General features: G+C 33.9%; 14 protein-coding genes. 11 read left to right on the forward strand and 3 right to left on the reverse strand.

Features of this window, described 5'->3' with window-relative positions:
• Positions 1-5: 5 nt before the first annotated feature.
• The 10 genes from V0410_RS00835 to V0410_RS00880 all read left to right on the forward strand — a co-directional run bounded on the left by V0410_RS00835 (position 6) and on the right by V0410_RS00880 (position 7,924).
• Complete coding sequence (locus V0410_RS00835; protein ID WP_330745909.1) at positions 6-737, forward strand: DUF4262 domain-containing protein; 732 nt, start codon at positions 6-8, stop codon at positions 735-737.
• 89 nt (positions 738-826) lie between these two features.
• On the forward strand, positions 827-1,420 hold the full coding sequence (locus V0410_RS00840) for a suppressor of fused domain protein (RefSeq protein ID WP_330745910.1): 594 nt from the start codon (positions 827-829) through the stop codon (positions 1,418-1,420).
• A 79-nt stretch (positions 1,421-1,499) separates the two neighbouring features.
• On the forward strand, positions 1,500-2,135 hold the full coding sequence (locus V0410_RS00845; protein WP_330745911.1) for an immunity protein Imm33 domain-containing protein: 636 nt from the start codon (positions 1,500-1,502) through the stop codon (positions 2,133-2,135).
• Entirely contained in the window at positions 2,128-2,607 is a 480-nt protein-coding gene (locus V0410_RS00850; protein WP_330745912.1) for an ankyrin repeat domain-containing protein, read from the forward strand. The genes V0410_RS00845 and V0410_RS00850 overlap by 8 nt, the downstream gene beginning before the upstream one ends.
• A gap of 2 nt (positions 2,608-2,609) precedes the next feature.
• Complete coding sequence (locus V0410_RS00855; RefSeq protein WP_330745913.1) at positions 2,610-2,993, forward strand: DUF2750 domain-containing protein; 384 nt, start codon at positions 2,610-2,612, stop codon at positions 2,991-2,993.
• A 184-nt stretch (positions 2,994-3,177) separates the two neighbouring features.
• Positions 3,178-4,161, forward strand: coding sequence for a hypothetical protein (locus V0410_RS00860; RefSeq protein WP_330745914.1), 984 nt, complete (start codon positions 3,178-3,180; stop codon positions 4,159-4,161).
• A 342-nt stretch (positions 4,162-4,503) separates the two neighbouring features.
• Positions 4,504-5,259 carry a DUF6882 domain-containing protein gene (locus tag V0410_RS00865; RefSeq protein ID WP_330745915.1) on the forward strand — a complete coding sequence of 252 codons (756 nt, stop codon included), beginning with the start codon at positions 4,504-4,506 and terminating at the stop codon, positions 5,257-5,259.
• A 35-nt stretch (positions 5,260-5,294) separates the two neighbouring features.
• Complete coding sequence (locus tag V0410_RS00870) at positions 5,295-5,882, forward strand: hypothetical protein (RefSeq protein WP_330745916.1); 588 nt, start codon at positions 5,295-5,297, stop codon at positions 5,880-5,882.
• 89 nt (positions 5,883-5,971) lie between these two features.
• On the forward strand, positions 5,972-6,571 hold the full coding sequence (locus V0410_RS00875; protein ID WP_330745917.1) for a porin family protein: 600 nt from the start codon (positions 5,972-5,974) through the stop codon (positions 6,569-6,571).
• 171 nt (positions 6,572-6,742) lie between these two features.
• Complete coding sequence (locus tag V0410_RS00880; RefSeq protein ID WP_330745918.1) at positions 6,743-7,924, forward strand: hypothetical protein; 1,182 nt, start codon at positions 6,743-6,745, stop codon at positions 7,922-7,924.
• A 467-nt stretch (positions 7,925-8,391) separates the two neighbouring features.
• Here V0410_RS00880 and V0410_RS00885 read toward each other — a convergent pair whose 3' ends face one another.
• The gene (locus V0410_RS00885) at positions 8,392-9,486 is read right to left on the reverse strand and encodes a hypothetical protein (RefSeq protein ID WP_330745919.1); all 1,095 of its coding nucleotides are present in this window, start codon (positions 9,484-9,486) and stop codon (positions 8,392-8,394) included.
• Position 9,487: 1 nt separating this feature from the next.
• Entirely contained in the window at positions 9,488-10,297 is an 810-nt protein-coding gene (locus tag V0410_RS00890) for a sigma-70 family RNA polymerase sigma factor (protein ID WP_330745920.1), read from the reverse strand.
• 381 nt (positions 10,298-10,678) lie between these two features.
• Here V0410_RS00890 and V0410_RS00895 point away from each other — a divergent pair, with 381 nt between their 5' ends.
• On the forward strand, positions 10,679-10,903 hold the full coding sequence (locus V0410_RS00895; RefSeq protein WP_311229282.1) for a helix-turn-helix domain-containing protein: 225 nt from the start codon (positions 10,679-10,681) through the stop codon (positions 10,901-10,903).
• 949 nt (positions 10,904-11,852) lie between these two features.
• Here the strand turns inward: V0410_RS00895 and V0410_RS00900 are convergent.
• Positions 11,853-14,174: a beta strand repeat-containing protein gene (locus V0410_RS00900; protein WP_330745921.1), complete on the reverse strand. Its 2,322-nt coding sequence runs from the start codon at positions 14,172-14,174 to the stop codon at positions 11,853-11,855.
• Positions 14,175-14,205 lie beyond the last annotated feature (31 nt).

Below are 14,205 nucleotides of genomic sequence, written 5' to 3' on the forward strand. Positions count from 1 at the left end.
TACAAATGAGTACAAAAGAGAATTTTTTACTTAAAATTAAAAATAATATTGAAAGAGATAACTTTCACATTACTGTAGTGCAAACAAGTGAAAATCCAAGGTATGCATATACAATTGGAAATTTAGAAAAGTTACAATTTGAATTAATAGTGGCAGGAAATGAAAACTATCTCTATAAAGATCTTTTAAAGATTTTTAATTCAATTGTTCCTAAACTCAGCAAAAATATAAATCTCGAAGGAATTTCTCTAGAAATAGAGGGGTTTGGAACATTTAGATTTAGGGAAGTCCACAAATCATGGAGTGAGTTAATGATGCTTGGAGTTTATGACTATTATAAAATTGAAACTTTTCCTGCATATCAAATTTTACCTGATAATGGTCATTACACATTTGATATTCCCGATATGTCGAAAGAATGGGATGTCAACAATATTATCTGGAAGTGGTTGGATGATAGGGTTAAGTGGGATTTGGGTGTACCTAAGGATTCTCAAGTAACAACTGAAGTAGCAGCTTTATTTGGTAAAAAAGTGACTGAAGTAACAAGATGGGAAGAAAATGAATGGGAAGCATTTACTCAAAGTGGTGAAGATGTAGATAAAAATAATTTAAGAGTTGTTCCAATAGCTACGTTAATAGGAATTGATGATTCATTGAAACCTATCTTAAAGTTGAATATTGAGGATGGGTTATGGAGAGAAGATGGTGAATCGGAATGGAATAGTTGGGACTAGGCACATATAACGTTAAAGTATTTTGATATTAATTTATGGTATTGTTTCCAATACCATAAATTTAAAAAATATAATTATAGAAAAAAATTATGTCTCAACAAGCTTCTGAAGAAAACAAAAAGCTTTCTAACTATATTACAAATATTGTTGGTATTAATAAAATAATTGATCGTCATTATGACAATGACGAAAAGAGTTTTTTCGATATTTTCACCTGTGATGATCCTCTTTATCCTGGAATAAAATTTTGTGGTACGATAGGAGTATCTGATCACCCCAATAAAATTGAAATGAATGATAATAGCTTTAAAGACATTCCAATAGAGCTTTTAATTGGTGGATACAGAGAATTCAGCATGTTGCCAAATATTCTATCCACAACAGGATTTTATATTACTAATAATGGGTGGGAATGCCAACCAGGATCAGTATTTATGAGAATCGTTGAAATGTACTTTGAAACTTCTGAAATGAAACATATTATGTTTATATCACCATTTTTGTGGGAGGATAAATTGCACCCGCTAAAACTTGAAACAAAAACTGTACATTGGCTTTTGTGCATCCCTATTTCTGATGAAGAACTCGAATATAAAATGGAAAATGGTACATCAGCATTAGAAGACATATTTCAGGAAAAAGATATTGACATATTTGATCTTAATAGAAAATCGGCTATTTAATAGCAAAATTCAAAATGCCACACTAATGCTTTTGTGTGGCATTTTGCTGAAATTAGTGATTAAATAATTAACTAAAAATATGATACTACATAAAGGAATTGAAATTAATGTAATTAATAACACTTATTTGGAAGCTAAAGGACTACATTTTTATTTAGATAAGGAAATTAGAGTTGCCATTGGTGATCATCAATCAGAAAACTATGTGGATGTTATTAAATACATTATAGATTATATTGTAGATAGTAAACCGATCATTTCTGAAAACCAAAATATTGGTTATTATTCATGGCTTTTACAATTTAGGTTGGATGGAGATAATTGCTATGATCTATATGAAGCAAACTCAGACGGTAGTGGCTTTAATAAAGGTTGTGATACGGCAATTTCAGTTGTTAGGCAACAAAGTGAAATTTGTTGGGAACAAAATCTTATTCCTCTTTTTCCAAACTTCAACCAGTCAGTGGTTATATCAGATGGTGTTTATGAAGGAAAGGATATTGAAGGTATCAGATATGACTCGCCTCAAGATGAGACTGGATGGTACCTTATCACTGATGATTATAATGGCGATATTAAATCATTGAAAATGGTTCACTTTTATCATGTTGCTTTTGCTCGTCATGATATTATGAAATATTTGGCTATACCACCTGGATATAGATTTTTAATGGGAAATGGTAATATTCAGATAGCAAAAGATGAAGATGAATAATATCGATAAAGTTTTTCAACATGCAAGACTTAATCAAATAGAAGATCTAAAAAAAGAAGTTAATTCGAGTAATGCCAATGATTTTATAAACGAGTATGATGAAAATCTTCTTCATGAAGCAATTTCATTTGAAGCAATTGATATTGTAAAGTTTTTACTAAGTTGTCAGATAGATATTAATCACTCTGATCAAAATGGAAAAACTCCATTACATTTTAGCGCTGCTCATAATGATTTTGAATCAACTAAATTATTATTAGGCAATGAGCTTATCGAAATCAATAAGAATGATAAATATGGTAATAATCCACTTTGGGTTGCTGTTTTTAATGCAAGGGGTTACCATGATATTGTGAAATTATTAAAAGATTTTGGTGCAGATTCAAATTCGAAAAATAACAATAATAAATCTCCTTTAGACTTTGCGAAGCAAATTGGAGATGATGAAATGATTGAAATTCTTAATAGCTAATAATGAATCAAAAAGAAATAGATAATGTAATCCTTTTGGAGCCATTAGAAAGATACAAATATGTTATCAAAAAAATTGCGGATTGGGAGATATTTTACACCCTTGTTGATAAAGAAGGAGAATACGTATTATCTAAAATAGAAGATAAAACACTATTCCCAATATGGAGTGCGGAGGAGTTTGCAAAATTATGTATGATTTCTGAATGGGAAGACACAAGAATTAAAAAGTTAGATCTTGATGATTTGGAAAACGAGATAATTGATTTTATAGCAGATTCAAACTACTTAATTAATGTTTTTCCAGTATATGATAGAACTGGGTTTGTTGTGACTTTGACTGAATTTGCAAAAGATCTAAATGAAGAATTGAAGAACTATCAATAAATGCCTAAAGAAGGTTTTCTTTATTTAATATGAATAGTAAAGAAAAGTGAGAACTTTTCTAATATATTTTGATAGAAATATTTGTTGTGGATTTAGGGTATTGGAAACAATACCCTAAATTTTAATAAAGCACTTTACCGACCAGGTAGGAAAAATCAGACTGGGTATTTCAGAATTACACATTATGACGGATAATCCATATTGGACTTTCAAAAATGACGAGCTTGCAAAATCAAAAGTCTTGGCTAAAGAACTGAATATTGATGAAACTGATTTCAGTAATATTCAGCATTGGTTTGACTTGTTACTCTTGAAGCATGAGGAGGCAACTAGCGATAGGGAAGAACAATTAAGCATTGAAAAAGAATTAGAAACCAAATTTTACGAACTGATCTCATCAGAAATTACCAGGAAGAGTTATAAATATATTCTTCCGAAATTGTTGAATTATAATAATGTCTTTAATGGTGCTTTTTTAAAGTCATTGTATGTAGCAAGGATTGGCGCTTTACTTGAAGATAATTTGATTTCGAAATTTGTTAAGGATAGAATGATAGTCTATTCTCCCGAAGATTTTTTACAAGTTACCATATATCTTAGAGACAACTATTTTATTTCACCTAATAGTAATTTTTTGGAGGACATTCTCAAAATAGAAACTGTTCGTGGAATTATTAAGGAGGCTTCTGTCAGTATTAAGTTTGAAGCCTTGAAAAATATATTGCACATCATATATCAGAAAGGCTTCCACCACGACATTATCTGTTTTAAAAAGATTCTAAAATTGGTTTCATTTGCAGATGTTGAGTTAATTGACTATTTGAAGGGATTTCGAGTGGAGAATAAGCAGGGCTGCTATAAGATTATTAATGATCTCTTGAATTTGAAAATAACGGAAGATCTCTGGAAAGACTTTGAAATTAAAGTCCAGCTGATTAATTTTTTCGATTCGGCCAGAAGTGCTAACCCTAGCCCCGCTTGGAATAGAAAATTTCAGGAAGTGTTAGGCATTATAGATGAAAATAAGCTTTTGCAGGTTGTACAGACTGTTTTGGAAAATGATGATTGCCATATTTATCAAATCGATTATGGGGCGGAATGGAGCGATGATATATCAAAGCGATTTTTGAAATCAGCGAAATGGATAAAAGAAGGAATCCAAAATTAAACCATAGCTTTTTCCTACCAGGTTGGAACTTGTAAGAAAGAAAATTCCGTGAAAAACCGGATGTTGGTTTGGGGTTTTTACTATGTACTATTTTGGAAGTAAGAAATATTTTTGCTCAACAGAAAATTTGTAGAAAGTTTAACTGTTTAGAAATTGAATTTTCTCGAAACTTATTATTAGTTTTCATAGAAAAAAAATGGATGTGACTTACCAAATGACTAGAGTATAAGTCATTTGGTTTTTCATTATTGCAGTCTACATTTGGGAAACCTCTTTATTATTGGCAGAGAGTGATAGTTTCTCTTTATCTGTGCAATTTCACGATTATTATAATATTTGAAAATGAATTACGAAGAATATAGTAAGCAAAGATTAGACAGCTTAGTTGGGGCCCAGGAGAAGTTCAAGGAAATTTATAAAATCGATTCCTATGCAAATTGGTTTTATGATAGTGAGTTTGAACTTTTAAGGTTGTATAACGATGAGAATGATGAAGTGTATTTTAAATACATTCCTGTAGGAACCTACTCTTTAAAATCAAAAACCTGGATGTGGAGCTGGTTTAACAATTATTCTATTGAAAAGGATAAAACTGAACTTCTGGTAGTAAAGGAATTTGGCATTGAAAATAATTATGAAAAACTCTACAAAGGAACCTTCCCAAGTGATGAGTATGATGGGTGGGAATTATCTTCCATTTGTTTTGATTTTTTAAAAGGTATTGGTGTGTATAAAGTCAATACTGATGATTTAGAACAATACCTATTAGTCATCAATGTTCTTGATGAACAATCATCAGAAGTAAGAATGTTCAAGCAAAAGAAAGTTGATTGTGGAAGTCATGGATACTCGAGACCTGCATTTGTATGCCAGCATTTAAATCTTGAAACACCAAAAGGTTTCGAAGAGGCATTTGATACTTACAAAGGGATGGAACTATCAGGAGATGATGATTTCCAAGCATGGTGCAGTGAATGTGAAAAGATAAGGGTTACATACGATGGCTGGAATGAAAAGTCGGAGAAATTTGCGAAAATTAAACTTATTTGTGAGAACTGTTATTTTGAATTGAAAGAATTCAATAAAAATCCTAGCTGAATAATTTATAGAGGTGAAATCTATTTTATAAGCACATGAAAAATCTTGAAGAAAAATTTTGGTTGTGGTTTTCAGAAAACCACGGCCACATATATTCAAATATTGGGGACACAAGTTTTCAGAAAGAAATATTTGAAAGTATTAATGTACAATTAAACAAAATTGATGAAAATCTGACTTTTGAATTTAGCCCAATTCGCGAAAATGGGGTCAGGGAATTTTCAATTTCTGCAGATGGCATGGAGGAATCGTTTCCTAATGTAAGGAAATTAATAAAGTTGAGTCCCAATTTAGAAAACTGGAAGTTTAATGCTTTTAGACAGCGAATGCCAAATGATAATTATGTAATCAATTATGATGGCTATACGATAGGGTATGATGACATCTATTACAGGTATTCTACCTCAAACAACGAACTGGGAATCGAATTAAATATAAGGAATTATGATGAATCGGGGAAAATGCAAAATGCTATTTATATTCTGCTTGATGGACTTTTAGGAGAATACGACGTTACAATGACTATCGATTGGATTGATTGGAAAAAACTGGATGAGAACGAAATGAAGAGCTTGCAAAAGTTAGTAAAACTACGTGACCTGGTAGATGCATGGAAGAAATAATCAAAAGTAGATAATGATATTTTTGGAACCATGTGAATTAGTAAATATAGAAAGATAAGTCTAAAAAAAAAATTTTATAAGCGTATTATATGAAAAAACATTTACTTGGCCTATGTGTAGTTATTGGAGCTATGTCGTTTGCTCAATCTACAGACGGCCCAAGATTCGGAGTTAAAGCTGGGGGGAACCTTTCTAGTTTTACAGGAAGTGATTCGAAATCTAAAATCGGATTTTATGCTGGGGCTTTTGTTAATATCCCTTTATCTGATGCATTCAGTATTCAACCTGAAGTTGTTTACAGCCAACAGGGGGCAAAAGCAAAAGACGATTACGAAATGGCAACGTATACAGTAAAGAATATGCAGCAAACCCTTGTTTATATCAATGTTCCCGTAATGGTCCAATATAATGCTACTCCCGAATTTTATCTGGAAGCAGGCCCTGAGTTTGGGCTCCTTGTCAATGCCCAGGCGAAAGGAGATATTAATGGCAGTACCTATAAGGCCAATAATAAAGATACTATGAAAACCTTTAATTTTGGAGCAGGGATTGGACTAGGATATAGATTTATTCCAAACTTAGGAGTGAGTGTCCGCTATATTGCCGGCTTAACTAAAATTCTAAAAGATGAATTTGGGGATTCTTCAAAAAATACAAATATCCAATTGGGTCTGAATTATTCTTTTTAAGAAATAGAAAATTCTAACCTTTATAGAACATTGAGACAAGGTTCTATTTGATGAAGTTCATTTTTTAGTAATAAAATAAAATCCGTATCAACTTGATACGGATTATTTTTATTAAGTCAATGAGTGAAAATCGAAGCCCAATAAGTCTTATTATCTAAAGATAGTGATAGTGTGGAGTATTTTATTGCTGTGAAAACATCTATCAATTTTAAGGCAGTTAAAACAAATTCCGAAGCGCATAATTTCAGAAGAAAAACTTTTGATTACATAAAAAAAGATCTTACGGAAAAAAATGAATATTGGGTAGAAAGTAAAATTTCGGATAGACTAAAATCAATAGAAGTATACTGTAAGGAAAAATCAGGAAGGAAATTACAGAAAAATGCAATACCTATTCGTGAAGCTGTAGTTGTAATTAAAGAAAATACAACGATGCGGGATCTGCATAAGCTCTCTAAAAGGTTTGAAGAAGAACTAAGAATAAGAATTTTTCAAATTGCCATTCATAAAGATGAAGGTCATTATGATAAGGATTCTAGAGAATGGAAACCTAACTGTCATGCTCATTTAGTGGCAGACTGGCAAGATTTAGAAACAGGGAAAACGTTGAAACACCAATCCTTTCATTATTCAAAAATGCAGGACATTACTGCTGAATGCTTGGAAATGGAGAGAGGTGTTTCATGCTCTAAAGGAAGACTGGAAGCCATTGAATTTAAAATCCAAAAAAAGGAAAATGAGCTTGTGTTATTAAATAATAAGATAGCTCGAATGAAGGCAGAGCTCAAATCTAAAAAGTTTGCAGATCTTATTGTAAAGGAAAATGACTTTTTAGGTTTTAGCAGGATCAAAACAGATAAAACGATTGAAAACTATGAAAGAGTTTTTAAATCATACAATACAGAACTGCTTAAAAATAAAGAAATTCTTCAATCCAAAATTAAAATCATTACTGAGCTTAAGCAAAAGAATATAGACTTGACCAAAGAAGTTTCTCTATTAAAAAACAAGCTTTACAGCATACTGTCTAATATTACAGTATATACCAATGAAAAGGATGCTTATTTTAATTCTGTAAAGGATACGATTATAAAAGCAATCCAATTTGAAAAGTTCAAACAGCCGAAGTTATTTGATACTACCAAAGAGAAACTTATAGCAATAGTTGATCGTATTTGTAAAAAAGTTTCTGAAGAAAATAATATTCCTTTTTCATCACTGGAGGAGATTTTTAAAAATCCTGACAGCAGCTTAGAAATCTTTTCATTACTGAACATTGGTGATCATAGAATACAATATATTAATGAAGATATCCCGGTTCAGCAAAAAAGAAAAAAGATAAAGAGGTCATAAGAAGGACTGCAAAAATTCATAAAAGAAAACAAAGGTATTGTTCCAGATTTTTAAAAAGACAAGCTCAGGTCCAAAGGATATGACAAAAAATCTCCACCTTGCAGGTCGTATTTTTCATCATAAACTTGCTTTTTAAAAACTTCCATAATGAATTTTTGATTTCTTTTTTTTCTTTTTTCTTTTGAAAATTGTAAACAGTTGTTTTGAAGAGATCTTCATCAAACTCTTCCTTTTGTTCAAGTAAAGAAAATTGTTTTTGATTAAAATTATCACCTAAGTCATAAGCTAAGATTTCCTTCTTTGTTTCCAATATTTCTCTAAAGCGTTTATGCTTTTTCCCTGATGTATTTCTATTGCATATTATACCTATAAAAAAAGAGCCCACGCCGTTGTATATACTATTAAGTATTTAGTGAGTGCTTATCAACCTCACCCTACGGGTGTACAAGCACCCTCATATTTTTTAGCTATCCAATGATTAATTCGATGCCAGCTTTTTCTGCTTTATATTTTATCTTAGTCTGCAACTGATAATAACTCCAGTTGCGAAGTACAAATTCCTGATCTTTTGCAATACCTATTTTGTCTTTCTGATTTTTAAGAATAAGTGTACCTGCCTGCTGCTGGATGCAGAAATCGATAAGTTTCCGGCTGTACACATGAAGTCGATGACTGACATACCGACTCTCCAGATTTTCTGTTCTATAAAGTGCCTTTTGTTTGCGTTTGGCTCCTTTAACAGAGCGCGCATAAGCAATACCGGTCTGAATTCTCTTTTGACTTGCCTGGATGGCAAGTCTACGATATAAAAATTCCTCTTTTGAACCAATATTGATTCGGACATTATTAACTTTTACTATTATAGGATGTTCCAGAGACAAGGAAGCCTCAGCAATGACATCAGGCTGTAAATGGTGATTTTCTTTTTCAAATTCAAATACTGCAAGCCAATAGATTTTCCCAGCTTTAAGCTGGATCTGTGATGTACAAAGCTTTATTTCTCCCTTTAAAAGCCGTTCCATTATAAGGCGTTTATCGGAGAAGTCCCTCCCTAAATACGTTTTAACCGGAATAGCAAACATGTTGAAACAAAATGCTTTCTTATCAGGATCATATTTCATTTTGCTGATGCATTTAACCGGAAGCGGAATAGGAATGTCTTTTTTAAAGTTTCTCAAAGACTTTAAGCCCTGCCAGTATCCGGCTTTATTCTTAGAAAAAGTAGATTGAATCGTATTGTTCAGGCTTCCCAGAATATCGATAGGAATCTCTCCTTTGAAACGGTCAAATACCATGCGTGCAGTTGTGCTTGTTTTTGAGCGTGTAAATATTCCCATTTGGTCTTTGTTTACATCGGCCAGTTTGTATTGGATTTCTTCGGTGAAGTAAAAGAAATCCTTAATCATTTCCTGAACATACAGATGGGAAACAATAAAATTAGCCGCTCGGAAACATCGGTTCTGATAACGATATAGTTTTTCCCAAATCTCCTTTTTCTCAATGGGAGGAACATCGATCAGCAACTGAATTTTTCTAGTAAGTGTAATCGTTGATTTTTCCATTTCAAAGAGCGTTTAATGATCTATTATTCTGCTGCAAATATTGATAGGCGTACAGAAATTCCCGGTGGACTTGCTTTTCAGAAAGTTTCAGTTCCTGAGCAATAATCTTGAAAGAAGATTTTTGCTCAAATCTTCTTTTTAATATCTCTAACTGCCGGTCACTGAGTTTATCTGAAAGATCTTTATTATCAGAAGCTTTTTTATTTGGCAGCTCAAAAGAACTTCCTTTAATGATTTTCCGAAGATCATCTATGGCTCTAATCACTTCATTACTTATGGCTGTCACACTGCTCCCCATTACTTCTGCGATTGCTTTATACTGAAAGCCATATTCAAGACAAAGTTCAATTAAGTGTCTTCTTTTGGAGCTTATTACATTTAAAACCCTGTTCACTTCATCAAAATCTTTTTGATCGGACTGCTGACGGAGGAGATGCTCTTGATCTTGCAAGGGATCGTAACCGGCGAGATAATCCTGATAATTCTCAAAACGTTCAAGGGAAGTGGTTAAACGGGCGAATTTATTTTTGGGAGCATTGAAATACGATATACAATCTCTTTTCAAGACAAACCGTAAAAAGCCCAGGATGTGATTAGGAGTTTCAATTGAATCACGGTGTAACCAAAGTTTGAGAAAGGTATCCTGTACGAGTGTCTCTACGACAAATTCGTCCTCAAGCATTTGTCTACCAAGCCACAAAAGAAGTCTTTTGTAACGTGAATGGATATGCTCTAAAGAGGTGGGATTGCCTTTTTTTAGCAGTTCATATAGCTGTTGATCGGAGGGCATTCGGTGCAAAGAGTTTTTCATAAGCAGTGAAATTATTGCTGGAAGGAACTGCTTCGATCAATAAGATGAATTCTTTGCATCAAAACTAACTCAACTACATATTGTCCAAAAGAAAAGGCGTGGAACTCAACTTATTGACTAGAGGTACTGGTATACCCGTGTACGATAAGAGAGCCCACGCCGCGGTCGTGAGCTAATTTACTTATCTTCCCGTACACATAAAATTACCAGTTTTCTAGTCGAGAATCTAAGCAATAGCTTCGATTATTAATATTGAAGTATTGCAAAGTTACCTTTATTGTAACTATTTAGCAAATATAAAACATTTTTCTTTATGTAGGTTAATTCAACTACAATAATTTATTTAAATCTCATCATTTTGTGTATTCAAAGTTGACCGAGATGGATAAATTAGAATTTAGAATTGCATTTGGTAAAAGAGTTGAAATGTTCAGGAAAAAGATGAATTTGAGTTATAGGGAGTTGGCGCAAAAATGTGATGTAGATCATAGCAATATTAGCAAAATAGAAAAAGGAGAGGTAGACCTTAGAATCTCCACTATTCAAGAGTTAGCCAAAGGACTGGATGTGCATCCACAGGAACTATTTGATTTTAAATTAAAGTAAGAAAATTACTCTTGTTTAAAAGGTCATAGATGAACTAAAATACTGTAGACAATTGTGTTTTTTTATTTTGTAATACGGTGAGAGCATTTGGAAAGATTATATTTTAAATTATACATTATTAATAGAATTTTTATATTTGTAATTGGAAACTAAGAGTACTTTAGTCAAGATCCAAGATTTTGCAGATTATAAATATAGAGTAGTGGCAAATTCGTGGCAGTTGTCTGGATTTTATTGTAATTATCCCATATTCAGATAGTTTTTGTTGCCAAGTTCGAATCCCTCACTCTCCGCAAAAAAAGCCTTGAATCATTTGATTCAAGGCTTTTTTATTGCTCATCATTCTAAAGAGCAATTCTGGGATCAGGCGGATCAAGCGCAAAAGTTGGGGTAATGTTAAAAGGCTGCCGCGACAGCTGCTATCTGGAATAAGCAGCTCCGGTAGCATGAATTATTTCAAGTTTTACTGCAGAAAAAATTTACTCGCCACAATCCCAGAAACTAACGAAAATCACCCATCCTGAAACGGTGTTCCATTGCCTCCTTGTTCAAAAAATACAAGCCTCAATGAAATTGAAAAACTTTAATTTTTAAAGTTATAGCAAAAGTTATAATATCCATCCTTATCTATGCTATGATTGCATTTCTGAAAAAGAATATCATTTTCTACTTTATATTAATGCTGAAATTTTTAACAAATAACCGGTGTTTAGTTTATAAGATACAGGAAAATAAAAACCGGAGGTAGAAAAATAACCTCCGGAAAAACACAAAGTTGAAAAAATTACATAGTCCTTAGTAAGGACATAAATAATTTTTTGGAAGCGGGTAGAAACACTATGAAATACCCTCCTGAAAAAAGATTCATTAAAAAGAAATGAAATTATATGTTTGTTTGATCTGCTATATCAAGATTAGATATCCATGTCCAACTATCAATCTATTCCTTCTATGGGGTATAACCAATCTGACATTTGCCAGGAGTGCCTAAACTGTTATTCCATCCACTGCCAGACGGACAGTCATAAGAGAATATAACCAGTTGTCCCGTACTATACCGGTAACATTCATAGTATTTATTATCGCGATCTGCTCCAAACACAAAACGACCTGTTGTAGGTGATCCTATTGTCCTTCCGGCACATGAAACAGACGCAGTACCTGCATTAACATGAAGTATAAGAGTACATGTTCTTCCACCTATATTAATTGCAAAACTTGCATAGCCAATCCCTGAAGGCGTTCCTGTAATTGTGTACGTAAGAGTACTATTTCCATTAGCAAAATTTCCTGCAGCTAATGTTGCTGTGAGACCTGTTACCCCTGTAGAAGCAACAGATTGTCCGTTATGTGATCCTCCGTTTCCACCAGTATAAGAAATTACAGAAGTTACTCCGGATGCAGCGGAACCATGAACTAGGGTGCCGCTATTGGTTGCTCCGGCACAATTTAAACTCGTAATAGTACCTGCTGGAGCAGTGACAGTTCTTGTTAATGTACAAGTTTGCCCTCCGATATTCATTGCAAAACTTGCTGTACCCGCTGTACTTGGTGTTCCTGTGATGGTATAGGTGAGAGTGCCGTTTCCAATAGCAAAGTTTCCGGCTGTTAAAGTTGCAGTAAGTCCTGTCACTCCTGTAGAAGCAATAGTTTGTCCACTATGGGTTCCTCCATTACCGGCCGTGTACGAAATTACAGATGATACTCCGGATGCTGTTGTTCCTCTTGTTAATGTTCCATTATTAGTTGCTCCAGCACAGTTCAAACTGGCAATGGTTCCCGCAGGTATGGTAACAGTTCTTGTTAAAGTACAGGTACGCCCTCCAATGTTAATTGCAAAATTGGCATTACCAGAAGCAGAAGGAGTTCCGGAAATCGTATAAGTAAGATTGCCATTCCCATTAACAAAACTTCCTGCGGCCAATGTCGCTGTAAGACCTGTCACTCCTGTTGAAGCAACAGTCTGTCCGCCATGTGATCCTCCGTTTCCTCCTGTATAAGGAATTACAGATGATACTCCGGATGCTGCAATACCGGGATTCAGAGCTCCGCTATTGCTTGCACTGGTACAAGTAATTCCTGTAATAGAACCGGCTGATGGAGGAGTCGCAGCGCAGGTAGATACCCATTCTGAAGAGTTCCAGAAATCCATACAATTTGTTGTTGTGTTATAAACCATCAAACCTGCAGGTTTGCTCGCAGCCGGAATGGCATTTCTCTGTACTGTGGTCAGTCTTGGAGGAAGAAAGCCTTTATTGGTAGCATTTAACTCCAGAATGGCATTTGCATTGGGAGCTACAGTACCAATTCCCATATTTCCATTGGGAGCCATTGTTGCAACAGTATTCAGAGTCTGTCCGGCATCTCCATAAATACCTACTGCATTTTGTCCCACTTTAAACTGAAGACCGGTTTCTGCTCCCGAAGCATTGATTGAAGGGCCATATGAATTTGTAACATCAAACCAGATATTATCCCAGCTTCCGCTATTAAGAGCATTTCTTAATCCTAACTTTCCACCTACTATATCTACTTTTGCAGCAGGCGCATCACCGGCAATGCCTATTCCTATATTCCCCAGATCCGAAAGTATCATTGCGGGTGCGGAATTTTTTGCAGCTGCTGCATGAAATTGAAGCCTGTTAGAGCTTACTCCCAGTCCATAGAATCTTGTTCCCGCAGTATTGTTATAAACAGCCAGTTTCTTACCTGCCTCATCGTTGATATCTTTTCCAGCAATATCTCCAAGATCAAGTGTATGATTGGGTTCAATAGTTCCTATACCTATTCTATTATTTTCAGCATCTACAGAAAATGTAGATCCATCTACAGAAAATGCATTATTTACACTTCCTGTAAAAGCTAATCTTTTGTCTTCCTGTGTTATGACACGATCAGAGGTAAGAGTTCCATTAGTATTATACATATTGACATCTGGTCTGCTCACTATTTCCGGATTTAGTTTTACCCAAAACATTCCTTCAAAATAATAATAGCCTGCACTATCTATATTGGTTGCTGTACCGGTCTGTGAACCTGTACTGGCATCATCTACATAAATCAATGTGGAAACAGGAGTTCCTGTCATAGACTGTGCCCGTTGGCGATCTACTCTGGGAACAAGTATGCCTTCGGGAGCAGTAGTTGCTCCTTTTGAGTTTTTTGCTGTAATATCAAGTGTTACTTTGGGATCAGGAGTATTCACTCCTACCTGCGCAAAGGTAAAAGCAGATGTTATGAGCGTAATTACTGTAAACGCATTTTTTTTCATTATAAATTTTTTATCCTTAAGTGTAATTAGA

The sequence above is a fragment of the Chryseobacterium sp. CP-77 genome (genome assembly GCF_036362765.1).
In the GTDB taxonomy this organism is placed as follows: Bacteria; Bacteroidota; Bacteroidia; order Flavobacteriales; family Weeksellaceae; genus Chryseobacterium; species Chryseobacterium cupriresistens.

What these genes read in the sequence shown, in the direction of transcription:
- V0410_RS00835 (WP_330745909.1), top strand. Translation starts at nt 6, where the DNA reads ATGAGTACAAAAGAGAATTTTTTACTTAAAATTAAAAATAATATTGAA.
- V0410_RS00840 (WP_330745910.1), top strand. Translation starts at nt 827, where the DNA reads ATGTCTCAACAAGCTTCTGAAGAAAACAAAAAGCTTTCTAACTATATT.
- V0410_RS00845 (WP_330745911.1), top strand. Translation starts at nt 1,500, where the DNA reads ATGATACTACATAAAGGAATTGAAATTAATGTAATTAATAACACTTAT.
- V0410_RS00850 (WP_330745912.1), top strand. Translation starts at nt 2,128, where the DNA reads ATGAATAATATCGATAAAGTTTTTCAACATGCAAGACTTAATCAAATA.
- V0410_RS00855 (WP_330745913.1), top strand. Translation starts at nt 2,610, where the DNA reads ATGAATCAAAAAGAAATAGATAATGTAATCCTTTTGGAGCCATTAGAA.
- V0410_RS00860 (WP_330745914.1), top strand. Translation starts at nt 3,178, where the DNA reads ATGACGGATAATCCATATTGGACTTTCAAAAATGACGAGCTTGCAAAA.
- V0410_RS00865 (WP_330745915.1), top strand. Translation starts at nt 4,504, where the DNA reads ATGAATTACGAAGAATATAGTAAGCAAAGATTAGACAGCTTAGTTGGG.
- V0410_RS00870 (WP_330745916.1), top strand. Translation starts at nt 5,295, where the DNA reads ATGAAAAATCTTGAAGAAAAATTTTGGTTGTGGTTTTCAGAAAACCAC.
- V0410_RS00875 (WP_330745917.1), top strand. Translation starts at nt 5,972, where the DNA reads ATGAAAAAACATTTACTTGGCCTATGTGTAGTTATTGGAGCTATGTCG.
- V0410_RS00885 (WP_330745919.1), bottom strand. Translation starts at nt 9,486, where the DNA reads ATGGAAAAATCAACGATTACACTTACTAGAAAAATTCAGTTGCTGATC.
- V0410_RS00890 (WP_330745920.1), bottom strand. Translation starts at nt 10,297, where the DNA reads ATGAAAAACTCTTTGCACCGAATGCCCTCCGATCAACAGCTATATGAA.
- V0410_RS00895 (WP_311229282.1), top strand. Translation starts at nt 10,679, where the DNA reads ATGGATAAATTAGAATTTAGAATTGCATTTGGTAAAAGAGTTGAAATG.
- V0410_RS00900 (WP_330745921.1), bottom strand. Translation starts at nt 14,174, where the DNA reads ATGAAAAAAAATGCGTTTACAGTAATTACGCTCATAACATCTGCTTTT.